Source organism: Lentzea waywayandensis (genome assembly GCF_900115955.1).
Classification (GTDB): Bacteria; Actinomycetota; Actinomycetes; order Mycobacteriales; family Pseudonocardiaceae; genus Lentzea; species Lentzea waywayandensis.
Genome location: NZ_FOYL01000001.1, coordinates 248,192 through 270,503 on the forward strand (window position 1 = coordinate 248,192; position 22,312 = coordinate 270,503).

At 69.8% G+C, this 22,312-nt stretch carries 18 protein-coding genes and 2 tRNA genes; 10 read left to right on the forward strand and 10 right to left on the reverse strand.

Annotated elements, in window-relative coordinates:
* Window positions 1-68 precede the first annotated feature (68 nt).
* Entirely contained in the window at window positions 69-656 is a 588-nt protein-coding gene (locus BM417_RS01170; protein WP_218164287.1) for a hypothetical protein, read from the reverse strand.
* Window positions 653-967, reverse strand: a complete 315-nt coding sequence (locus tag BM417_RS01175) for a winged helix-turn-helix transcriptional regulator (protein ID WP_093587854.1) — start codon at window positions 965-967, stop codon at window positions 653-655. The genes BM417_RS01170 and BM417_RS01175 overlap by 4 nt, the downstream gene beginning before the upstream one ends.
* 62 nt (window positions 968-1,029) lie before the next feature.
* On the opposite strand from BM417_RS01175, the gene BM417_RS01180 reads away from it, so the two are divergent.
* Window positions 1,030-1,503, forward strand: coding sequence for a group II truncated hemoglobin (locus tag BM417_RS01180; RefSeq protein WP_218164288.1), 474 nt, complete (start codon window positions 1,030-1,032; stop codon window positions 1,501-1,503).
* Window positions 1,504-1,569: 66 nt separating this feature from the next.
* Window positions 1,570-1,692, forward strand: coding sequence for a hypothetical protein (locus BM417_RS49770; RefSeq protein WP_281251278.1), 123 nt, complete (start codon window positions 1,570-1,572; stop codon window positions 1,690-1,692).
* Here BM417_RS49770 and BM417_RS01185 read toward each other — a convergent pair.
* Both BM417_RS01185 and BM417_RS01190 read right to left on the reverse strand, forming a co-directional pair.
* A complete protein-coding gene (locus BM417_RS01185) occupies window positions 1,685-4,267 on the reverse strand; it encodes an ATP-binding protein (protein WP_093587855.1) in 2,583 nt (860 codons plus the stop codon). The two genes, BM417_RS49770 and BM417_RS01185, sit on opposite strands and share 8 nt — an antisense overlap.
* 175 nt (window positions 4,268-4,442) lie before the next feature.
* Window positions 4,443-4,739, reverse strand: coding sequence for a YiaA/YiaB family inner membrane protein (locus BM417_RS01190; protein ID WP_093587856.1), 297 nt, complete (start codon window positions 4,737-4,739; stop codon window positions 4,443-4,445).
* 338 nt (window positions 4,740-5,077) lie between these two features.
* Here BM417_RS01190 and BM417_RS01195 point away from each other — a divergent pair, with 338 nt between their 5' ends.
* Both BM417_RS01195 and BM417_RS01200 read left to right on the forward strand, forming a co-directional pair.
* Window positions 5,078-6,556, forward strand: coding sequence for a sigma-70 family RNA polymerase sigma factor (locus BM417_RS01195; protein ID WP_093587857.1), 1,479 nt, complete (start codon window positions 5,078-5,080; stop codon window positions 6,554-6,556).
* Window positions 6,557-6,603: 47 nt separating this feature from the next.
* Window positions 6,604-7,077, forward strand: coding sequence for a hypothetical protein (locus BM417_RS01200; RefSeq protein ID WP_093587858.1), 474 nt, complete (start codon window positions 6,604-6,606; stop codon window positions 7,075-7,077).
* On the opposite strand, the gene BM417_RS01205 is transcribed toward BM417_RS01200, so the two are convergent.
* Entirely contained in the window at window positions 7,063-9,780 is a 2,718-nt protein-coding gene (locus tag BM417_RS01205; RefSeq protein WP_177320221.1) for an AfsR/SARP family transcriptional regulator, read from the reverse strand. The two genes, BM417_RS01200 and BM417_RS01205, sit on opposite strands and share 15 nt — an antisense overlap.
* Window positions 9,781-9,935: 155 nt before the next feature.
* Here BM417_RS01205 and BM417_RS01210 point away from each other — a divergent pair, with 155 nt between their 5' ends.
* Window positions 9,936-10,952, forward strand: a complete 1,017-nt coding sequence (locus BM417_RS01210) for a LacI family DNA-binding transcriptional regulator (RefSeq protein ID WP_093587860.1) — start codon at window positions 9,936-9,938, stop codon at window positions 10,950-10,952.
* Here BM417_RS01210 and BM417_RS01215 read toward each other — a convergent pair.
* Window positions 10,933-12,273 carry a pyridoxal phosphate-dependent decarboxylase family protein gene (locus BM417_RS01215; RefSeq protein WP_093588520.1) on the reverse strand — a complete coding sequence of 447 codons (1,341 nt, stop codon included), beginning with the start codon at window positions 12,271-12,273 and terminating at the stop codon, window positions 10,933-10,935. The genes BM417_RS01210 and BM417_RS01215 overlap by 20 nt on opposite strands.
* Window positions 12,274-12,605: 332 nt before the next feature.
* On the opposite strand from BM417_RS01215, the gene BM417_RS47475 reads away from it, so the two are divergent.
* Window positions 12,606-13,490, forward strand: coding sequence for a hypothetical protein (locus tag BM417_RS47475; protein WP_177320222.1), 885 nt, complete (start codon window positions 12,606-12,608; stop codon window positions 13,488-13,490).
* Complete coding sequence (locus BM417_RS01225; protein WP_177320223.1) at window positions 13,487-14,185, forward strand: aminoglycoside 3'-phosphotransferase; 699 nt, start codon at window positions 13,487-13,489, stop codon at window positions 14,183-14,185. Before BM417_RS47475 ends, BM417_RS01225 begins: the two co-directional genes overlap by 4 nt.
* Here the strand turns inward: BM417_RS01225 and BM417_RS01230 are convergent.
* Both BM417_RS01230 and BM417_RS01235 read right to left on the reverse strand, forming a co-directional pair.
* Window positions 14,182-14,922, reverse strand: a complete 741-nt coding sequence (locus BM417_RS01230; RefSeq protein ID WP_093587862.1) for a DUF1684 domain-containing protein — start codon at window positions 14,920-14,922, stop codon at window positions 14,182-14,184. The genes BM417_RS01225 and BM417_RS01230 overlap by 4 nt on opposite strands.
* Window positions 14,919-15,893, reverse strand: a complete 975-nt coding sequence (locus BM417_RS01235; RefSeq protein ID WP_093587863.1) for an ArsR/SmtB family transcription factor — start codon at window positions 15,891-15,893, stop codon at window positions 14,919-14,921. The genes BM417_RS01230 and BM417_RS01235 overlap by 4 nt, the downstream gene beginning before the upstream one ends.
* 70 nt (window positions 15,894-15,963) lie before the next feature.
* Between BM417_RS01235 and BM417_RS50180 the strand changes: the two genes are divergently transcribed.
* On the forward strand, window positions 15,964-16,692 hold the full coding sequence (locus BM417_RS50180; protein ID WP_407656075.1) for an inositol monophosphatase family protein: 729 nt from the start codon (window positions 15,964-15,966) through the stop codon (window positions 16,690-16,692).
* On the opposite strand, the gene BM417_RS47480 is transcribed toward BM417_RS50180, so the two are convergent.
* Window positions 16,649-16,720: transfer RNA gene (locus tag BM417_RS47480), tRNA-Ile, on the reverse strand. The genes BM417_RS50180 and BM417_RS47480 overlap by 44 nt on opposite strands.
* A gap of 80 nt (window positions 16,721-16,800) precedes the next feature.
* Window positions 16,801-16,873: transfer RNA gene (locus BM417_RS01245), tRNA-Gln, on the reverse strand.
* A gap of 303 nt (window positions 16,874-17,176) precedes the next feature.
* On the opposite strand from BM417_RS01245, the gene BM417_RS01250 reads away from it, so the two are divergent.
* A complete protein-coding gene (locus BM417_RS01250; RefSeq protein ID WP_093588521.1) occupies window positions 17,177-18,718 on the forward strand; it encodes a glycoside hydrolase family 13 protein in 1,542 nt (513 codons plus the stop codon).
* Between the two features lie 91 nt (window positions 18,719-18,809).
* Complete coding sequence (locus BM417_RS01255; RefSeq protein ID WP_177320224.1) at window positions 18,810-22,238, forward strand: WGR and DUF4132 domain-containing protein; 3,429 nt, start codon at window positions 18,810-18,812, stop codon at window positions 22,236-22,238.
* Window positions 22,239-22,312: the final 74 nt, after the last annotated feature.

The following is a 22,312-nucleotide window of genomic DNA, read 5'->3' on the forward strand; positions in this document are numbered from 1 at the left end:
CACAGCCTTGCCACCGGTGCACGGGCAGTTCGTTGGCAGCGCATGAGCGCGCTGGTCAGGCCGCGTGACTAGAGCAGGTCGTCCCAGAACGCGATGGGCTTGGGACGACGCCACGGCCGTTGCGGATCGCGGATGTAGAACTCCGCGGCGACGTAGTCGAGGAGGTCGAACCCGTAGTAGATGATGTCGGTCTGGTGCATGGACAGCACGGGGTTGCCGAACGTGCCACGTCCAGCAGGCAGGCAACGATGCGAGAACACGGGAATCATCCGCGGCACGGTCGCGAGGTGTTCCTTCGCGCACTCGATCGCCTCACCGTCGTCAGACGGTCGCACACCCCAGCTCTCGTGCCAGAAGTCGTTCTCCTCCACGTCGAACAGGACGCCCTCGACCGCCCGGTCGCACCGCCCGCGCAGGGTGCCGAGAGACTCCGAGCGCCAGTTCGGCCAGGAACCTCCGGTCGGCAGCACCTCGGCGAGCAGTGCGCGGTGGTCGTCGGCGAACTCGAACCCGAGGCCCTCCTCCACCGCCGCGAACTCCGCGTCGGTCAGACCGCGCTTCAACGCGACGCCGTCGCGCACGCCGGGCCTGATCAGGTGCCGTCTGAGGAAGTCCGCCGCGGCCGCACCCAGCGCCGCCCCGTTGTCGAAGTTCACGACGCGATGATCACACCGGTGCGGGCGGCACGCAGCACGCCCCAGTCGTAGAGCGCCTGAAGAGCGGGTCCCAGACTCCGGCCCTCCTCGGTGAGCGAGTACTCGACGTGCGGAAGCCGCTCGACCCGCGCCACCAGACCCGCGTCCTGCAGCTCGCGGAGCCGTTGGACGAACATCTTCTCGCTGATGCCGATCACCTTGCGACGCAGTTCGCCGTAGTGGTGCGGGCCTTCCTTGAGGTGGGCGAGGATGACCGCGCGCCACTTGCCGCCGATGACGTCGAGGGCCAGTTCGACAGGACAGTGGTACATGGGCGCTCCTCACCAAAAGGTGCGTACTTGCCGGGCTTCTCGCCTGATGCTGGAGTGGTGCGGTGATCAACGAACAGTCAACACCTTCTCTCTACACCTGGGCCGGTGGTTCAGCGGCGTTGCTGAAGCTGACCGAGGCGTTCTACCGCCGCGTCGCCGACGACGCGGTGCTCGCGCCCGTGTTCGCCGGGATGGATCCCGGCCATGCCCGTTACGTGGCTCTGTGGCTGGGTGAGGTGTTCGGCGGGCCCGCCGCCTACACCGCCGAGCGGGGCGGCTACGAGTTCATGCTGGCCAAGCACCTCGGGCGGGCCATCACCGAGGAGCAACGCCGGCGCTGGCTGAACCTGATCATGGACGCGGCGGACGAGGTGGCGCTGCCGGACGACCCCGAGTTCCGGGCCGCCTTCGTGTCCTATCTGGAGTGGGGCACGCGGCTGGCGGTGCAGAACTCCGCGCCGGACGCCAAGCCGTTTCACGGGGCACCCGTGCCGAAGTGGGGCTGGGGCGAGGCGCCGCCGTACGTCGAGAAGTGATTCTTCGGCCGACGCACCTACGACCTGTTCGCCGGCTCGTGGGGGTCGCTGGCCCCTGATCTGGACGTGGCGCCGAGGCGTTCGCGATCGCCCGCGGTCGCCGAGCTCGAAGGCCCGGACGTGGCGCTGGCGGGCAACACCGCCGAGATCGCCTACCTGACCCGGCGCCGCGACCAGCTGCTCACGTGATGCGGCGCAGGACGTCCGCGACCCGTTGCGCACCAAGGCGATACCCGGACCTCGCGTGCAACGTCCCCGCTTCCTCCGCCCGGCGCCGCGCGTCGTCCACCCGGCCCAGCGCGAGATCGACCTCGGCGAGCACGCGCAGGCTCTCCCCCTCGATCAGCCGGTGCCCGGTGCCACGGCTGATCTCCAGCGCCTCCTGCGCCGACGCGCGGGCGGAGTCGTGCTCCTCGTGCCGCAAGTGCAGTGCCGCCAACGAGATCAGGGCGTCACATCGTCCGCGCTGATGGGACGTGGCCACCGCCAGATCCAGCGCGGTGCGCAGTTCGGTCCGCGCGGCGTCGTCGTAGCCGAGCAGGAGGTGGGTGCTGCCGAGCACGTGCCACGCGCTGATCTGCGTGCGCCGCATGCCCAGGCGCGTCGCGATCTCCAGCGCCTCCCGTGCCGTGTCGAGGGCGAGGTCGTACTTCTCCAGGTCGCGGTAGGCGCCGGAGAGGTTCGCGAGGTTGCCGGCTTCCTCCGCCGGTTCGGCGAACTCGCGGCACAACGCCAGACCGGCCTCGTAGTGCTCGATCGCCCGCTCCAGCCGGCCGAGTGCCTGGCAGGAACGGCCCGCGTGCGTCTCGCCGAGCAGCACGCCGTAACGGACTCCCTTGTCCCGCGAGACGGCGATCGTCTCGGTGTGCAGTTCGTAGGCGCTGTCCAGCTCGCCCAGTTCCCAGTACGCGTCGCCGAGGACCAGGGCGCCGTCGGTCGGCCGGCCGTCCTGCCGCCACAGCTCGCGCGCCCGCCGGTAGTAGTCGGCGCAGTCGCGCGGCCGTCCCATCGAGATCGACGTCCTGCCCAACGCGCAGAGCACGACGCGGTAGAACTCCTTGTGCCCCAGCTCTTCGGCAGCGGTGAGGGCTTTGCCCAGGAAGATCAGCGACTGTTCGTAGTCGCAGCCGCACCACTGCGCGTCGCCGATGATCCGCAGCGCGTGCGCCTCGGCGAGGAGGTCGCCGCTGCGCCGGGCGGCCTCCAGGACCGCCGTGCCGGTGCCGAGCCAGACCACCTCCATGCGGTGACGCTCGAACTGCGGGTGCAGCGCGATCAGCAGTTGCACCGCGAGCCGGGTGTGGCCTGCTTTCGCGGCGGCGTGCGTGGTGGCGACGAGGTTCTCGGTCTCCACGTCGATCCACGTGTTCGCGATGATGTCGTCGATGAACGTGGTGTGGCGGTAGTCCTCGGCCAGCACGTGCCGGTACGTGCGCGGGTCGACCCGTTCACCGGCGTTCAGCAACGTCAGCGCGAAGTGGCCCCAGAGGCGTTCGGTCGCGGCTTCTCGTTCGGTGTCGACGAGGTGGGCGGCGTGCAGGCGCAGCAGGTCGTGGAACGTGTACCGGCCTGGCCGGTGTTCGTCGACCAGGTGTGCGGCGGTGAGCAGGCGCAGGCAGCGCTCGGTCTCGGCCGGGTCCAGCGCGGTCAGCGCCGCGATGGCGTCCGCGGTCAGGTCGCGGCCCGGCATGTGGCCCATCAGCCGGAACACGCGGCGCGCGGCGGGTTCGAGCGCCTGGTACGACAGGTCGAACGCCGCGCCGACCGCGGTGTCGGGGTCGCCGGGCGCCGCCAGCGAGGCGAGCCGGTCGCCGGAGCGCAACGCGGCCACGTACCCGCCGATCGTCCGGCCGCCGAGCAGGTGGGCGGCGGCGATGCGCAACGCCAGGGGCAACCCCGCGCACAACCCCACCAGGTCCGTGACGGCGTCGGGCTCGGCCGCGATCCGTTGCTCCCCCAGCACGTGGACGAGCAGGGACCGCGCCGCGTCCGGGCTGAGCTGCTCCAGCTGGATCCGCCGCGCCCCGTCGCGCGCGACCAGGCCGTCGAGGCGGTACCTGCTGGTGACGAGGACCAGACAGCCCGGCGAACCCGGCAGCAGCGGCCGGACCTGGCGGGCGTCGACCGCGTCGTCCAGCACGACCAGCACGCGCCGGTCGGCGAGCAGCGTCCGGTAGGTGGCGGCGGCGGTCTCGGCATCGGCGGGGACCTTGGCTCGTTCCAGCCCGAGGCCGACCAGCAGGTGGGTCAGCGCTTCGAGCGGCGTCACCGGGGCGCCGCCGCCGTGCCCGCGCAGGTTCAGGAACAGCTGTCCGTCCGGGAACCGCGACCGCGCGCGATGGGCCCAGTGGACGGCCAGCGTCGTCTTGCCGATGCCGGCCATACCCGCGATCGCGGACACGACCACGGCGTTCGACTCGTGCGCGAGCAACGCGTCCATGGTGAGCAGAACGCCCTCACGGCCCGTGAAGCCCTGCACGCTCGCGGGCAACTGCGCGGCCACGACCTGGCCGGACGGTTCGAGATCGGCACGAGGCACGGACGGGCGCGACGCGGCGGTGACCAGGCCCGACTGCTGCTCCGGGTTCAGGCGCAACGCTCTGGCCAGCCGCGTGACGGTCTCGCGGTGGGGGTACCGGCGGGCTCCGCGTTCGAGCGCGCCGATGGCCTGAGCACTGATTCCGGCCTGTTCGGCGAGCGCTTCCTGGGTCAGCGCCGCGGCCAGCCGGTGGTGACGCAGCAACGCGCCGAAAGACCCGTCCACACAGCCCTCCCCTACACCGACTGTATCGGTGGGTTGTGCGGGTTGTCGCTGTTGCCACCGCCGTTCGGGCTAAAGAATGGGTGTCAGTTCAGGTGGCCGGTACGGGTTCGGGGGGACCGGTCACCCTCGCAGAGGACCGGTTGCCGCGACGGGGGCGGCAACCGGTCTTCGTTTCTCACGGCACGTCGAGCTTGAAGGGGTCGTGCTCGGTCAGCAGCTTGTCGAGCCGGGCTCTGTCCACTCTGCTGGTGATGTAGGTGTCCTCCTGCCGATCCCTGAGGACCTTGGCCAGGGTGAACGCCGAGGTGACCGTGTAGAGCATCGCGATCCCCAGGAACGCGCGGACCCATCCGCCGACGGGCAGGAACACGACTCCGATGCCGACTGCGGTCAGCGAGAGCCCGAACGAGAGGACCGCCTGCACGTAGAAGGCAGCGGTCGTCGGGGTGTGCGAGGGCGCGGAAGACGTCATGTTCCGAGATTCCTGCGTCACACCCGGACTGTCATGAGTACGGCTACTCAAGTCGAGATCATCCGCATGGATGTGCGTGCTTTTGCCCTAACGAAAGCTGCTCCTTTTGCGAATCGCCGGAGAAATGACCTTCGTCACCGATTAGTTTTGCGAACAAAGCGGTGAGCCCTCACAGCGAAGTTGCCACCGCTAGGGCCTTCTGACCTGTGTTCGCCCGGACCGCCACGGTCGGAAACCTCTTTTATTGCATCAGTTTCGTATGCGTGGATTGTTCGTGTTGAGACATCTCGATAGGGTCCGCGTATCAGCACAGGGCATCACGTTAAGGGCGGCTTTCTTTGATCGGGCAGCGTGGACGACCGCCGTCGGATGCCGACCTCATCGATGCAGTCAGAGATGGCAGGGTCGAGGAGTACGGCAAGCTCTACGAACGTCACGTGCGCTCGGCGAACATCCTTGCGATGCAACTGTCCTCGTCGTCCTCGGATGCCGATGACCTTGTGGCGGAAGCGTTCGCGAAGGTTCTCGCCGCACTGCGCGGCGGTGGCGGCCCCGGCGCCTCGTTCCGGCCGTACCTGCTGACGGCCGTGCGGCACGCGGCGTATGACCGCACCCGCAAGGAAAAGCGGGTCGAACTGGCCGGTGACATCGAAGAGGTTCCCGGCGCCACCAAGGCGACCAGCGTGCCGTTCCGCGACAAGGCGGTCGAGGATCTCGATCAGGCCATGGCGGCGACGGCGTTCGCGACGCTGCCCGAGCGGTGGCAGACAGTCCTGTGGCACACGGCGATCGAGGGTCAGTCGCCCGGCGAGATCGCGCCGTTGCTCGGCTTGACCGCCAACGGCGTGTCCGCGATGGCGTTCCGTGCGCGCGAAGGCCTGCGCAAGGCGTTCCTGCAGGCGCACGTCAACCAGGAGCCCGCGGAGAAGTGCCGGGCCACGGTGACGAAGCTCGGCGCCTGGACGCGCGGCGGGCTCAAGGGCCGCGACGCCGTCCACCTCGACGAGCACATGGACAACTGCGCGGAATGCCGCAAGCTCGCGAGAGAACTGTCCGACGTCAACGGCGCGTTGCGCGGTCTGATCGCCCCCATCGTGCTCGGCACGGGCACCACCGGGTACCTCGCCGCCGCCGCGACGGCGACCAAGGGCGCCGTGGTGACCCTGAGCGCCTCCACGTGGCTGGGTGTCGCCGCCTCGGCCGCGGCGGTCGTCGTGGTCAGCGCCAGCGGCGTCGTCACCTCCGACAATCCCGGCACCACGATCGGTGCCGCCCCGACGACCAGCACGAGCGCCTCGGCGGGAGTCACGCAGTCCGATCAACCCGGCTCCACGCAGAGCGCGGGCAGCACCCCGACGAAGGGCTCGTCCGCCGGTTCCGTGCCAGGCACCGCGACGAGTGGAGCCGGCGAACCGGTGGAGCCCGTGGGTGAGAACACGGTCACCCCCTCGGCGGCCAACCTGTCGGCGTCCGCGCCCGGCGGCGTCTCCATGACCACCGACGGCCCGCCGAACGAGATGAACATCAGCATCACCAACAAGGGCGACTCCCCGACGACGTTGCCAACGTTGACGTTGACCATGCCGGACAAGGTCAAGACGGTCGGGCCGGGCAAGACCTCGGTGGGGCTGGTCGGGTGCCCGGCCGGCAAGGGCACCGTGACGTGCGAGGGCGGGCAGACGCTGGCTCCCGGCGAGACGATCACGTTCCGCGCCCGGCTGCAGGCAGGCCCGAAGGCCGGGGACGGGGTCATCATCGGGGTGGCGGGACCGGTGCAGGTGAGCATTCCCGTCACGATCGCCCAGACCCAGGGCTGAGTCCACTTCGGACGGCGCGATCGGCGTGAGCACCGCACCATGAACGGGTGGAGGAGCTCACAGCGGCGTTGGAGGAGCTGGAAGCGCCGTTCCGCACGCTCGTCGACGACTCGCAGTGGGCGCACGCGAGCGTCGAGGGTCTGGTGCTCGACGTCGGCGGGTGGTGGTCCGCCGACGACCGGACCCGCCTGCAGCCCCAGGTGACGTTCAGCGACGCCTTCAGCGAGGCGGGCCGTCACCACGGTGGGGTGTACGTCGAGGGGTACCTCTGGGCGGACGGCCAGGCGGTCGCGGCCGCGTGGTGCGGGCTGGGGAACGCGGTCGTCTACGGGCCACGGGCGGAGGCCTATCTGGGAGTGGGGCTGTCCTCCCACTTCTGCCGCAGGATCCAGTTGCGCAACGGCACAGCCGCGGTGCTCATGAGCAAGCACCACAGGCTGTTGCCGTTGCTGCGGGACGGGCTGCCGCGTGGCGCGGTGCTGCCCGGCGGGAGGCCGGGTCCCCGCTCAGTCGGTGCCTAGCGCGGCGAACCTCTCGTCCGCCTCCTTCTGGTGCCGGGCCGCTTCGGCGGGGTCCGCGACCGCGCGCGCGAGGTGCTTGTGCGCGTTCGCGGCCTCCCGCCGGTCGTCGATCCGTTCCGCCAGTTCCAGCGCTTCACGCAACGGCGCCAAGGCATCAGCGGGACGCCCGGCCGCGGTCAGCACTTCGCCGAGGTAGTTGAGCACCACGGTCTCCGTTGTGACGTCACCGATCGCGCGCACGGCCGCCAACGCCGACTCCAACGCCTCCAACGCCTCGGAGTGCCGGCCCATCGCGTGCAGGATCATGCCCAGCGCGCTCTGGGTGTCGGCCTCGTCGCGGCGGCTGCCCATCTCGCGCATCAACGCGAGCGCGGACGTGCACGCCTGCAGCGCCTCGTCGTAACGGCCGAGCGCGCTGTAGATGTTGCTGACGTTGCTCATCGCCTGCGACTCGAGGTGCCGGTCGCCGAGCTGCCGCGCCACCGTGATGGCCTGCTCCAGCAGTTCGGCGGCCTCGGCGTGCCGGCCGAGGGTCCGGTAGACCAGCGACAGGTTGTTCAGCGTGCCCGCCACGCCCTGAAGGTCGCCCAGCTCGCGGAGCATCTCGATCGCGCGCTCGTTGTAGTGGATGGCCCTCGGGTACTGCGCGGTCTGCCAGAACACCATCGCGTAGTTCTTGGTCGTGATCGCGAGGGCGACCGGCTCGTCCTTCGCCGCCTCCAGCGCCAGTTCGTTGATCGTGGCCCAGTCACGCGTGTGGCCGCGCACCATGCAGAAGAACGTCAACGCGCGCGCGAGCTGCCACGTGTGCGTGCGCCAGTCACCGTCGAGCGACAACGCCACGGCGGCGACGAGCGTCTGGCGTTCGGTCTCCAGCCACTCGACCGCGTGGTCGTAGTCGCGCAGCACGAGCCGCGACTCCGGCCGGTAGGTGATGTCGACCTCGTACTTGCGCGCGGCGGGCGACATCAGCCTCGTCGCCTGGTTCGCCGTGTCCAGGAAGTGGTCCAGCAGCCTGGTCAGCGGCTCACGGGTGGCGTGCACTTTGGACTGTGCGTACTGCCGGAGCAGGTCGTGCATCCGGTACCGGCCGAGCGTGGTCGCTTCCAGGAGATGGACGTCGACGAGATCTTCGAGCATCCCGTCGCACTCCAGCAGGTCGAGCTCGCCCAGCGCCGCGGCCTGGTCGACGTCGAAGTCCGTGCCGTGGTGCAGGCCCAGCAGGCAGAAGAGTCGCTGGTGACCGGTGGGGAGCTGGCCGAACGACAACGCGAAGACCGCGTCCAGCTCGGATAATCGTCCCTCGCGCAGCCGCGTCGCGAGGTGGGCGGTGTTCCAGGTCGGACGGCTGCGGAGCCGTCCGGCGGCCAGCCGCACGGCCAGCGGCAGCCTGCCGCACAGCTCGACGACCTCGCGGGCCGCCGGGTCCGTGCCGCGTTCGTCGCCGACGATCGTGGCGAACAGCTGCAGCGCCTCCGCCTCGGACAGCACGTCCAGCGTGAGCGTCGACGTGCCTTCCAGCTCGACCAGCCGCGCACGAGACGTGACCAGCACCAACGAGCCCGGCACGCCCGGCAGCAGCGGCCGCACCTGCTCGGCGCTCACCGCGTTGTCGAGCACGACCAGCAACCTGCGCTTCGACAGCTCGCCCCGCCACATCGCGGCCCGTTCGTCCAGGCCGACCGGGATCTCGTCCAGGCCGAGCGCGCGCAACAGCACGTCGAGCGCGTCTGTCGGTTCCACGGGCGCACGGCCCGCGGTGTGCGCGTGCAGGTCGATGAACAGCTGACCGTCCGGGTACTCCAGACGGTGTGCCAAGTGGACGGCGAGCGTCGTCTTGCCGACGCCCGGCATGCCGTCGATCGCGGAGATCACGACGGCTGACTTTCCGGTGACGGCCCTGGTCAGCCTCTCCATCTCGGACGCGCGGCCGGTGAAGTCGGCGACGTCGCGCGGCAGCGTGTTCAGGGCGGGCCGGGGCTCGTCCCCGCGCAGCAGCCGCGCGTGCAGTTCCCGCAGGTCGTTGCCGGGATCGACGCCCAGTTCGGCGGCGAGCAGCACCCGCACGTCCTCGAACGCCTGCAACGCCTCGGCAGGCCGGTTGGCCCGCTGGAGCGCGTGCATGAGCTGCAACCAGAGCTGTTCCCTGAGCGGGAACTGCTTGGTCAGGCGCCGCAGTTCGGGGATCAGCCGCTCGCCCTGGCCCAGCTCGATCGACAGCCGCGCGTGCTGCTCGGCGACCGTGAGCCGCCGTTCCTGCAACAGCGTGAGCTCGGCTTCGAGCCGTGGCCCCACGGTGAGGCCGTCCAGCGCCGGGCCACGCCACAACGCGAGCGCTTGCTCGTACTCGGACACCGCCGCCCGGTGATCGCCCTGCTTCAACGCCTCGTCGCCGGCCGCGCACAACCGCTCGAAGACGGCGACGTCGACCTCTCCGTCCGGCACCTTGAGCCGGTATCCGCCGGGGACGGTGACGAGGTCGTCCAGCACGAGCTTGCGCAAGGCGGCGACATAGGTTCGGATGTTCGATTCAGGAGCCGCGGGTGGAGATTCCCACACCGCTTCGCTCAGATGTTCAAAACTGACCGTCTCGTTGGCGTGCAGTGCCAACGCTGCCAGCAGCGCCCGTTGCCGGGGCCCGCCCAGCCGCAGTTCCACGCCCCCACGCCAGATCTGCAGCGGCCCAAGAAGCCGATACCGCACTGACCCTCCTCGGGGGGCATGGTGCCAGAACTCGGGGGTGCTGTGCGGAATTTGTGCGGACGATCTTGGAAACTTGGCCGACGCCGCTGTGAAGAGGGGGAACGAAGATGGACCTGAGCAGATCATGGTCCGGCCAAGCAGCCTAGGATGGCCGCATGACCGAGACGGCGAAGCGACGTCCCGGCCCCCGGATCGAAGAAGTCGCGCGGGTGGCCGGAGTGTCCAAGTCGACCGTCTCGCGCGTGATCAACGACGAGCAGTACGTCAGCGCCAAGGCCCGCGAGGCCGTGCACGCCGCCATCGCGGAGCTGGGCTACTCCCCCAACCAGGCCGCGCGGTCGCTCGCCGGCAACCGGGCCAACGCCATCGCCCTGGTGGTCTCGGAGCCGACCGGCCGCGTCCTGTCCGACCCGTTCTTCGCGGGTGTGCTGCGGGGCGTGCACGCCGAACTCGCCGGCCGCCACATGCAGTTGCTGCTGATGATGAGCCAGCCGTCCGACACCAGCGATCTCGTGACGTACCTGAGCAGCGGCCACGTCGACGGGGCGTTGCTGGTCAGCCTGCACGGCGAGGACCCGCTGGTGCCGATGCTGGCCGAGATCGGCCTGCCGGTCGTCTCCGGCGGCCGTCCACTCGGCACCCCCGTCCCGTTCGTGGACGCCGACAACTTCACCGGCGCCCTGGAAGCCGCGCGCTACCTGGCGTCGTTGGGACGCAAGCGGATCGGCACCGTCGCCGGCCCGAAGGACATGGCCGTGGGCGCGGACCGGCTCAGCGGCTTCAAGCGCGGACTGAGCGAGGCCAAGCTCTCCTCCGACCTGGTCGCGCACGGCGACTTCACGCCGGAGAGCGGCGCACGGGCCATGGAAGTGTTGCTGCGCAAGGCACCCGACCTCGACGCGGTGTTCGTCGCCGCGGACATCATGGCCCTCGGCGCGTTGCAGGTGCTGCACGCGCAGGGCAAGCGCGTTCCCGAGGACGTCGCCGTCGTCGGGTTCGACGACTCGGTGTTCGCCGCGACCGCGACACCGCCGCTGACGACGATCCGGCAGGACGTCGAGGAACTGGGCCGCACCATGACGTGGCGGCTGCTCGCGGAGCTCGCGGGCGAGGACGGTCTGCCGCCGTCGTTGCTGCTGCCGACCACCCTGATCAAGCGGTCCAGCGCCTGACCAGTTCGATCACCTCGTCCACGTGCTCGCGGTGGGTGCGGTGGCTGAGCACGCAGATCCGCAGCGTGAACCTCCCGCCGAGCCTGGTGCTGGACAGGAAGAACCTGCCGGACTCGTTGAGGCGCTTGAGAAGTTGCTCGCTGTCGGCGCTGCGGAACACGACGACGGTGAGGTCGGACGGGAGCACCTCGACGCCGTCGATCTTCTTCAGCTCGGCGCGGAGGTGGTCGGCGAGGTCGTGCTTCTCGTCGATCGCCTCGCGGAACGCCGCGACGCCGTGCAGGTGCAGCGGCAGCCAGACGCGCAGGCCGCGGAACTCGCGGGTGAGCTCGGGGCCGAGGTCGGCGTAGTCGGGCAGGCCGGTGCCGTGGTCGAGGTCCTGCAGGTAGTCGCCGTCGGCCACGTGCGCGGCGCGGAGTTTCGCTTCTGACCGCACGAGGAGCACGCCCGTGCCGTACGGGAGGAAGAGGCTCTTGTGCGGGTCCCACGCGATCGAGTCCGCCCGGTCGATGCCGGTGAGGATCGCGCGGCCGCGTTCGGTCAGCTGGAAGGCGCCGCCGTACGCGCCGTCCACGTGGAACCACAGGGATTCCCGCTCGGCCAGCGCGGCGACGTCGTCGAGCGGGTCGACGATGCCGGTGCTGGTCGCGCCCGCGGTGCCGATGATCAGGAACGGGTGCAGGCCGTTCGCGCGGTCTTCGGCGATCATGGCTTGTGCTCGTGCGACGTCCATTCGGAGAGCGGCGTCAGTGGGAACGACGCGGATCCGTTCGGGTGGGAAGCCCGTGATGTGTGCGGCCTTCGCGACGCAGTGGTGCGTGTGCGGCGTTACGTAGATGGTGCCGTTGGGGTCGTGGGCGCCGAGGCGGTCCTGTCGTGCCGTGTGCACGGCCGAGAGAGTGGCCAGTGACGCGCCGGTCGTGAAGATGCCGCCGGAGCCTGCCGGGAGGCCGAACTCGGCGCACAGCCAGCGGATCACGCTGTGTTCCAGCGCGACCAGGGCGGGGGCTGTGGAGGCGACGCCGGTGTAGCGGTTGGTGGCCTGGGCCAGGAACTCGGCGAGCACCGAACTGTAGAGGCCGCCGGCCGGGAAGTAGGCGAGGTAGCGCGGGCCCGCGGTCTCCACCGCCTGGCTGGCCGCGTCGCCGAACCGGGCGAGCAGGTCGGCGAGTTCGCCGGGGGTTTCCGCCGGCGGTGGGGGCAGGAGTGCCGTGCCCGGCGATGACGCGGGCGCGGCCTCCAGTCCCTCGATGAAATCCTCGACGAAGGCCGTTACGGTCTTCGTCCACTCGGCCCTGGTCTCACGGTCCGGTTGCAGCATGAGCACACCGTACGAAGCTCGCCCCGCCGTGTGCTCGCGGGAATCCGTCGCGCAGTTCGCACTACGCCCGCCACGGCGTGTCCAGCGCCATTCGCCCTCCTGTGGGTGAAGGTGTTGCGCCCTTTGGCTCAACGTAGCGCGGAAACGCTCTCCCGGAAGTCCCGTGTCTCAGCCGGACGTCGTGGAAAGGATTTACATCGGTGATCATCGACCGTCCGTGACGAACGGGGCCGATTTTCACCCGTTCGGCACAACTTTGCGGCACGGTCAGTAACACCTGGAGTGGGTCCTCGATGGTCTGGCCGTACGAACCCACCCGAGGGAGTGCGACAGTGATCGAGAACTCGGCCGCCGGTCTGGTGATGGTCCCCGGCGAGGTGACGGTGACCGTCACCGGCGAGCAGCACCACCAGGACGTGCTCTCCCGCTATGCCGTTCCGGACGGTGTGACGCGGCACGTCGCCGTCAACCTGACGTGGTGCATGATCGCCGCCGGGAAGCACCGGGGGCAACGCGGCATCGAGGTGCGCCTCGACGGGTACCGCGTGGGCGAGCTGACTTTCCTGATGTCGCAACGGTACGCGCCCGTGCTGATGCACGTGGAGTCCGGCGGCGGGGCGACCGGAAGCACCGCGTACGTCCAGCGCGGCGACAACGGACTGCTCCAGATCTTCCTTCGGATGCCGCGCGAGATTCCCCGTGGCGCGGTCGTTCCGGTCGCCACCGCACGCAAGTCCTGGGTGGCGCCGGTGGCCATCGGCGCGGCCAGCCTGCTCGCGTTCTTCTTCGCGATCGGCATCGTGGGAGCGGTCGTCAACGGCCCGACCGACGTCGACAAGTCGGCGGCGGGAGTGTCCACGACCGCGGCTCCCACTACGACGACCACGACGGTGGCACCGCCCACCAGCACGACGACGTCGACCACGACCACCACCACGACTACTACGACCACAGTTCCCGCGGCCGTCGCGCAGCCGAAGCCGCAACCCCAGCCCAATCCGCAACCGAACCCGCAGCCGAATCCCCAGCCGCAGCCCCAACCCGCGCCGCAACCCGCGTGCGACAAGAACTACAGTGGCTGCGTGCCGATCGCATCCGATGTGGACTGCGCAGGCGGCACCGGAAACGGTCCCGCGTACGCGCGAGGCCCGATCCAGGTCATCGGCACGGACATCTACGGACTGGACAGCGACAAGGACGGCACGGCCTGCGAGTGAAGATCCCCGAGGACGTCCTGCACGCGGTCGGCCCGGACGCCGTCTGGTCCGATGACCACGAAGGTCTGTCCGGTGACGTCTGGCAGGTCGGGTCCAGCTACGTGAAGCGCTCGGGCGTCGACGAGTACGACCGACTGCTGTGGCTGGGCAAGCACTTCGAGGTACCGGAGATCCGGGCGTTCGCCGAGGACTGGCTGGTCCTGGCCGATGTCGGCGCACCCTCGCTGGCGTCCGCCGACCCCGTGCTCGCGGGGACCGTGATGGGCACGGTGCTGCGGTCGTTGCACGCGTTGCCGGTGGCCTCATGTCCTTACGACGCCACGATTCCCGTCGTGCTGGAGAGGGCCCGGCACAACGTCGAGGCGGGTCTGGTGGATCCGGACGACTTCGACGACGACAATCTCGGCGTCACACCCGAGGAGTTGCTGCGACGGCTGGTCGCCACTGCTCCGCCGTCCGAGGATCTCGTGGTGGCGCACGGGGACTTCTGCCCGCCGAACGTGTTGCTGCGCCCGGACGGCTCGACCGTGCTGATCGACGTGGCGCGGCTGGGCGTGTCCGATCGGCATCGCGACATCGCGCTGGCGCACCGGGAACTGGGCGAAGAGGCCGTAGCCGCGTTCGACCGCGCCTACGGCCTCACCCCCCGCCCGGAGATGCTCGCCTGGTACCGGTTGCTCGACGAGTTCTTCTAACCCCGCTCGTACGGCGTCTTCTCCCCCGCCTCGACGCCGAACGACAGGTGGTTGCCCGCGGGCGGCAGCGGGCAGGTGGCGAAGTCGGTGAACGCGCACGGCAGGTTCGTCGCGCGGTTGAAGTCGAGCACGACCTTGCCATCGTGAGGTGTGGCGGCGATCTGCCGGTTCGCCGCATAGGTCGTGACGCCGCTCGTCTCGTCGGTGAACAGGATGCTCAGTCCGCCATTACGGCCGTTGAACGCCGTCAGCGTGTGCTCGGTGCCGTTGAAGCTGAACCGCACACGGCCCGGTGCCTCGTAGACGTGACTAAGGCCCTCTACGACGGCGCCGACGGTCGTGGGAACGGGCGCGTCGAACGGCTCGTACTCGCCCTCCAGCACCCACTTCTCGTGCGGTTCGTACGACGGCACACCCTTGAAGTCGTTCAGCACCGGCGCTTTCGGGTCGTGCACGCGGATCAGGTATCCGCCGCGCCGGGCGATCTCGATCTCGACGTTGCCCGCCACGACGCGCTCGCCACCACCGCTCTGGACGAGTTCGAACCGCCTGGTCTCCCCGTCGTTGCGCCAGTAGGCCGCGTCGTCGTCTTGCCACCACTCCCCCGGTAGCCCGTCATAGGCGCGTGGGGCCGTCTCCAACCAATCGAGCGAGACCAGCGCCAGCCACCCGTACGGGTCGGCCAGGTTGGTCTCGCGCTCCGTCTTCCAGGTCTGCCAGTCCTCAGCGAAGCTCATGTCCTGGGCAACGACTGACTCGCGGCGTCGCTTCCCTGTTCCACTGAGTGGGAAACGAGAGCGTCGCCGAGCTCCGTACGGGCGTAGACGACGCTGCGGCCGTGGCGCTGCGAGGCCAGCAGACCGGCGTCGCGCAACGCTCGCAGGTGCTGGTTCACCGCCGAGACCGTGACGCCCGTGCGTCGCGCGATGTCCGTGGACGAGCACGGCTGCGCCAGCTCGGCCAGCAGATCCGCCCGCACCTGACCGAGGACACCGGCCAGCGCTCGAGGCCCGCGGACCAGCCCCGTCTCCCACACCGTGCCGGCGCCGCGAGCGGCGTAGATCAGCAGCGGCGGGGCACCGGGGTCGACGGGCACCGCCGTGCGCCGCGCGAACACGCTGGGGATCAGGGTGAGCCCCTGTCCCCCGGCCTCGACCCGCCGCGGTTCGGCACCCACGATCCGCACCTGCACCACGGGGCTGGTGAAGGTGATCCGGTCGGAGATCCCCGCGAACATCGCCGCCAGACCGTGCTGGGCCATCTCCCGGCCCCGGTGGCCGATGTCGGCCTCGAGCACCGCGCGCAGCCTGTCCCACTGGCGGGCCAGGGCCGCGTGCCAGTAGTTCTCCAGCGCGTCGAGCATCCGGCCGCGGTCGCGCAGAACGGCCGGCACCTCCCCGAACACCGCCCGAAGGTCGCGCCGCAGGGTGCGGGTGGGGGTCTCGCGCAGCGCCGCGAACTCGTCCTCGATCCGGGTGAATGGCGTCAGCGGGCGAGGACTCAGGAAGTCCGGCGTCCAGCCCCGGCCGGTGGACAGGGCCAGCAGCACCTCCGTGTCGACGTCACGGATCCGGCGCGCCCACGGCACGTGCAACGGGTACTTGGCCGGGTCTTTCAGCACGCGCAGACTGAGCGTGAGCTCGCTGAGCGGCGAGACGGCGAACCGCACGTCCACCAGGTCGGACTCGCCGAGCACGAACTCGATCATGTAGCACAACGCTACATCAGTTACGTCCGCCCAAGACCTCGCGCCAGGCTTCGCGACCATGTGGAACGACATGCGGCTCGCGTTGCGGATCGCTTACCAGGCGGCGGAAGTGGCGGAACGGGCGTACACCGCGGGCGACCTCGACGTACGGCTCAAGGAGGACGGCAGCGAGGTCACCTCGACTGATCTGGAGGTCGAGGACCTGGTGCGCCGGCTGTTGGCGGAAGCGGTGCCCGACGACGGTGTCGTGGGCGAGGAGCGTCCTGAGCGCGAAGGAACTTCCGGGCGGCGGTGGCTGGTCGACCCGATCAGCGGCACCGCCGACTTCGTGGCCGGACGGCCGACGTACTCGGTGGACCTGGCGTTGGAAGGCTCCCTGGCGGTGTCCGCGATGCCGTCGCTGGGCATCACGATGGCGGCGGGGCGTGGCATCGGCTGCCGAGTCTTTCGGGGCAAGCACGAGGAAACCGCCCGTGTGTCCTCACGCGACACTGTCGATGGCGCGCGGGTGTGCCTGCACGGCAAGAGGAAACCGACGCTGGAGCAGTGTGTCGTCGTGGACGGCTCCACGTCCGTGCTGGACCTGATCACCGGCCGGGTGGACGCGGTGATCGCGGCAGATGCCGGCCTGGACGAGTTCGACCTGGCGTGCCTGCCGGTGCTCGTGGAGGAGGCGGGCGGACGGGTGACGGTGATCGAGGAGGACGTCGTGCTGGTCACCAACGGTGTCCTGCACGACGCCTTCCTCGCCCTGCTGGTCGCGCGTCCTGGTGTCGAACCAGGCACCCCAGGCTTATGAGGCCTGGGTGATCGCCGGATCCCGCGCGCTGGAGTGACCGACCGGACTCGCACCGGCTTCGACCAGGACCACAACCTGGTGCCTCGACTGCTTCGGCTTCGGTCACGGCTGCCCGTCGAGGACTCGAACCTCGATCTCCGCGTTCAGAGCGCGGTGTCCGTGCCAATTGGACCAACGGGCATCAAAAAAGCCGCCTCGTCGCGACGGCGACGGGACGGCTCCCCGGAGACATGAGGGTCAGCTCATGCCGAGGAGCACCAGTCGTGCTGATGGTTCAGGTGTTGCTGCATCACGGCTGGCTCCTTCCTCCGGTCTGTTGGGATCCACTCTGACGGATGGCGTGGCGGGCTTGCAACGCAATATTCCGGGCTGCAAAAGTTTGCAGATCATGGCCAACATGTTTAGTAATCCTCAAGCCGACTTGCGGAAAACTTTTGCAACGTCTTTCCTGGACCGCTGACACACCCCATCGGAAGGCATGGACATGTCCCAGGACTGGTGGCGCCACGCCGTCATCTACCAGGTCTACGTGCGCAGCTTCGCCGACTCGGACGGCGACGGCGTCGGTGACCTGCCCGGCATCCGCTCACGCCTGCCCTACCTGCGCGACCTGGGCGTCGACGCGGTCTGGATCACGCCGTTCTACGCGTCGCCGATGGCCGACGGCGGCTACGACGTGGCGGACTACCGCGCGGTCGACCCGCAGTTCGGTGGACTCGACGACGTGCGCGCGTTGGTGGACGACGCACACACGCTCGGTATCCGGGTGATCGTCGACATCGTGCCGAACCACAGTTCCGACCAGCACGCGTGGTTCCAGGAGGCGCTGGCCGGACGTGGCCGCGAGCGCTACATGTTCCGCGAGGGCGTCGGGGACCAGCCGCCGAACGACTGGGAGTCCGTCTTCGGCGGGCCGGCGTGGACGCGGGTGGCCGACGGGTCCTGGTACCTGCACCTGTTCGCGCCGGAGCAGCCGGACCTGAACTGGGAGCTGCCCGAGGTGCGTGCGGAGTTCCGCGACGTGCTGCGGTTCTGGCTGGACCTGGGCGTCGACGGGTTCCGGGTGGACGTGGCGCACGGGATGATCAAGGCACCGGGGCTGCCCGACATCGGTCACGCCGACCAGCTCAAGCTGCTGGGCACGGAGCCGTTGCCGTTCTTCGACCAGGACGGTGTGCACGAGATCCACCGTGAGTGGCGTGAGGTAGTCGACTCGTACGAGGGCGAGCGTGTGCTCGTGGCGGAGGCGTGGACGCCTTCTGCCGAGCGGACGGCGATGTACCTGCGTGCCGACGAGATGCACCAGGCGTTCAACTTCCACTACCTGACCGCGGAATGGACGTCCGAGGCGTTGCGGTCGGTCATCGACTCGTCGCTGGCCGCTGTCGAACCTGTTGGGGCGCCTACTACGTGGGTGCTGTCGAACCACGACGTGCAACGGCACGTGACGCGGTACGGCGGCGGCGAGACCGGTGTGCGGCGTGCGCGCGCCGCGTTGGCGTTGATGCTGGCGTTGCCGGGATCGGTTTACCTCTACCAGGGCGAGGAACTGGGCCTTCCCGAGGTGCTGGACCTGCCGGACGAGGTGCTTCAGGACCCGATGTGGGAGCGGTCCGGCCACACCGAACGCGGTCGTGACGGGTGTCGCGTGCCGTTGCCGTGGGCGTCCTCCGGGCCGTCGCTCGGGTTCGGCACCGGCGGGTCGTGGCTGCCGCAGCCCGCGGAGTGGGCGAAGCTGTCGGTGGAGGCGCAGGCGGGCGACCAGGACTCGATGTTGTCCTTCTACCGCACCGCTTTGCGCGTGCGTCGTGAGAACCCGGCACTGGGCGCCGGCCTCACCTGGGTCGACGGTCCGGCCGGCGTGCTTCAGTTCGAACGCGACGGGGTCGCCTGCGCGGTGAACCTGTCCGGAGCGGTCGTGGAACTGCCGGATCCCGGCTCGGTGCTGCTTGCTTCGTCGTACTACGGAGTGCGCGACGGGCTGCTGCTCCTGCCACCCGACACCGCGGTGTGGTGGAAGCTCTGACCAGCGATTTCATCTGATCAACAAAAACTGTCAGACCCCCTGAGTACGGTCCGTGGACATCAGCTCCAGGTCGGATTCAGGGGGTCTTGTGGTGCGCAGGTGGGAGCTCGTCTCCGGCGGCTCGGCGAAGTTCTGGGAGGTCGGCCAGGCCGGTGCCGTGGTGACCGTCCGGTTCGGACGGCTGGGCACCGCCGGGCAGTCCCAGACCAAGGAGCTGACCTCGAAGGCGGCCGCGACGGCGCACGTCGCGAAGCTGGTGGCGGAGAAGGAGAAGAAGGGCTACCGGGCCGTCACCGACACTGCTCCTGCTGCTCCCGCGCCGGTCGTGGAGGCGCCTCCTCGCGACGAGGAGACGTGGGTGATGCCCGCGGAGTGGCTGGCGCAGGCGATGCGCAGACGCGACGCCAGACCGTTGCCGCGGTTCACCATCGACTCCGCGATGGCGCAGCGGTTCCGCGACCACGTGGCCGCGCACGCCGAGAAGATCGACGAGGCGCTGACGGCACCGGAGCACGAGCAGGATCTGGTGCGGGCGTTGCGGAATCACCACGAGGGCCGGCCTGATCCGCTGGGCGTCGCGGTGCTCCTGACTCTGATCAAGTACGAGTACGGCATCTCTCCGGTGCACTGGTGGATCGAGGACTACGGGCTGCCGTTCGCCGCCGTGGCGGCCGTGCACATGGCGACCGTGATCGACGGCTACGGCACGTTGAAGACGCACCTGCCGCACCACAGCACGAACCGCGACGCGGACGCCCTTGCGCTGATCGACGTCCGCACCGCGCTGGCGGCGGCGGACGACGCGACCTACGCCGCGACAGTGGCAGAGCTGGAGAAGGCCGGCACCACGTGGTTCGGTGTGGCCGCGCGCGCCTTCCTGGCGCCGACGCGGCAGGACTGGTTCGAGGAGGCGAACGAGTCAGGGGCTCCTACCTGGATGATCCACTGCTCGGCGACCACAGTCGAGCAGTTCGGCGCCCTGAAGCACGGGCATCTGATCTGGGCGCCGATGAGCGTGTTCACCGCGTTGCACGTCCTGGGCCCGGGCATAGCGCCGGTGCTCGACGCCGAACTGCGGGCGAAGGTCGAGTGGGGTGCGGAGTGCCGCAAGCTCGCGCTCGAGGTGCTGTCGGTGCTGCCGACCGACGAGACGTTCCTGATGCTGCTCAACCGCTTGCACGAGCGGTACGTGCGACCCGCGCTGCTGTCCGCGATGGCGGCGTTCCCGGCTCGGGCGCTGCGGCTGATGGCGCCCCGCGCGATCACCGACGTGGACGTCCGCAACCTCTTGCGTACCCACCTGCTGACGCATCCCGAGCTGGAACTGCCGTCCGGCATCGCCGATCTCCTGCCCGAGCCCACGCCTGAGGCACCGGCGGACGCGCTGCCGCGAGTGCTGGCCGAACCGCCGTGGAAGCACCGCCGCCCGCAACCGAAACCCTTGGTGCTGAAGGATCTCCCGGTCCCCGCCGCCCACCTCACATGGCTGCCGGGTGAGCGTGAGGAGTGGGAGGAGCTCACCGGCTGGTGGACGGGGCGCGGCGAGCGCTGGGAGGCGTTGGCCGCGGCGATCCGCGCCGGCCAGGGCCGTCACCACCACGATCACCGGCTGTTCGAGAGCGGCCCGGAGAAGCTCGCCCTCCCGCTGCTCGCTGACTGGACGCCCGCCGACACCTGGGGCAGCGAGGGCTGGGGCAGGCGCATCACGGCCCGGTTCGGCATGGACGCCCTGCCCGCGATGCTGCGCCTGGCGGCGAGCAACCCGCACGTGTCCGGCGTCGTGCTGCTCCCCTACGCCACCACCGAGGTCGCCGGGCTGATGGCGGACTGGTTGGTGCGCCTCAAGACCGCCCGCGCGTTCGCCCTGTCCTGGCTGTCCCGCCACCGCGAGGCCGCCGCCCGCCTCCTGCTGCCGGCCGCGCTCGGCGCGCCGGGTCCGGCACGGCGCAACGCCGAGTTCGCCCTGCGCCACCTCCACCTCGAAACCGGTGTGGACGTCATCGCCCTCGCCACCTCGTACAGCGCCGAGGCGGGCGCGGCGATCCGCACGCTGATCGAGATCGACCCGCTCGACGTCCTTCCCGCGAAGCTGCCGGTGATCGGCGAGTGGGTCGATCACCGGCTGCTGCCCCAGGTGCTGCTGGCCGACGGGGCCGGCGCGTTGTCCGCCGAAGCCGCGAAGAGCCTCCTGATGACGGCCGCACTGTCCAAACAGGACGCCGTCTATCCCGGCCTGCCGCTCGCTGTCGAGGTGTGTGACCGCGCGTCGCTGGCGGAGTTCGCCTGGGCGGTGTTCGGCCGCTGGCAGGACGTGAGCGCCCCGGCCAAGGACGGCTGGGTGCTGGCCGCGCTCGGCTGGTTCGGCGACGACGAGACGGTGCGCCGCCTGGCACCGCTGATCCGTTCCTGGCCGGGCGAGAGCCAGCACGCCCGCGCCGTGGCGGGCCTCGACGTGCTCGCCCAGATCGGCAGCGAGGTGGCGCTGACCCACCTGAACAGCATCGCGGAGAGGGTGAAGTTCAAGGGCCTCAAGGCGAAGGCCCAGGAGAAGGTGTCCGACATCGCCGCCGCGCTGGGCCTGAGCCGCGACCAGCTGTCCGACCGTCTCGTGCCCAGGCTGGGCCTGGATGACGCGGCGACGCTGGTGATCGACTACGGCCCGCGCCAGTTCACCGTGGGTTTCGACGAGCAGCTCAAGCCCTACGTCCTGGACGCGGAGGGCAAGCGCCGCAAGGACCTTCCCAAGCCCGGCGCGCGCGACGACCAGGAGCTCGCACTGGCGGAGCACAAGCGTTTCGCGACGTTGAAGAAGGACGTCCGCACCATCGCGTCCGACCAGATCCACCGCCTGGAACGCTCGATGGTCGACCAGCGCACCTGGACCACCGAGGAGTTCCACACGGTCCTCGCCGGCCATCCGCTGCTGTGGCACCTGGTCCGCCGACTGGTGTGGATCACCGACAGCGGCCTGACGTTCCGGCTGGCCGAGGACCGCACCCTGGCGGACTCCTCCGACGACGAGGTGACCCTGCCCGCGGAGGCCGTCGTGCGGGTGGCCCACCCGGTCGACCTGGCCGGCACTCTGCCGGCCTGGGGCGAGGTGTTCGCGGACTACGAGATCCTGCAACCGTTCCCGCAGCTCGGCCGTCCCGTCCACGCGTTCACGCCGGGCGACACGGTCGCCCAGTTGCACAAGTACCTGGGCAAGGACGTGCCGGTGGGCAAGTTCCTCGGCCTCACCAAACGGGGCTGGGTGCGCGCCGAGCCCCAGGACAACGGCCACGAGCCGTGGCTGCTCCGCCCGCTGCCGTCCGGCGGCGCGCTGGTGGCGAATCTGGATCCCGGCATCTCGGTGGGCGCGATCGACCTGTTCCCCGAGATGAGGGTCGCCGAACTCTGGTTCTCCACCAGCGGAGAGGGCGACTGGGTCGCACCCCGCGACGGTGGCCCGTCCACTTTCGACGTGGACGCGGTCACCGCCTCCGAGCTCCTCTCGGAACTGGAATCACTGCACGCGTGAACGCGGGAACGGTTGGTCGTCGATCAACGTCAGACCGGCTCGGCACGGTCACCGGCAACACACTTCGGATCGGA

Coding starts and splice junctions, on each gene's coding strand:
- BM417_RS01175 (WP_093587854.1), bottom strand. CDS start 967: ATGTACCACTGTCCTGTCGAACTGGCCCTCGACGTCATCGGCGGCAAG.
- BM417_RS01190 (WP_093587856.1), bottom strand. CDS start 4,739: ATGACGTCTTCCGCGCCCTCGCACACCCCGACGACCGCTGCCTTCTAC.
- BM417_RS01210 (WP_093587860.1), top strand. CDS start 9,936: ATGACCGAGACGGCGAAGCGACGTCCCGGCCCCCGGATCGAAGAAGTC.
- BM417_RS01215 (WP_093588520.1), bottom strand. CDS start 12,273: ATGCTGCAACCGGACCGTGAGACCAGGGCCGAGTGGACGAAGACCGTA.
- BM417_RS01230 (WP_093587862.1), bottom strand. CDS start 14,922: ATGAGCTTCGCTGAGGACTGGCAGACCTGGAAGACGGAGCGCGAGACC.
- BM417_RS01235 (WP_093587863.1), bottom strand. CDS start 15,893: ATGATCGAGTTCGTGCTCGGCGAGTCCGACCTGGTGGACGTGCGGTTC.
- BM417_RS50180 (WP_407656075.1), top strand. CDS start 15,964: ATGCGGCTCGCGTTGCGGATCGCTTACCAGGCGGCGGAAGTGGCGGAA.
- BM417_RS01250 (WP_093588521.1), top strand. CDS start 17,177: ATGTCCCAGGACTGGTGGCGCCACGCCGTCATCTACCAGGTCTACGTG.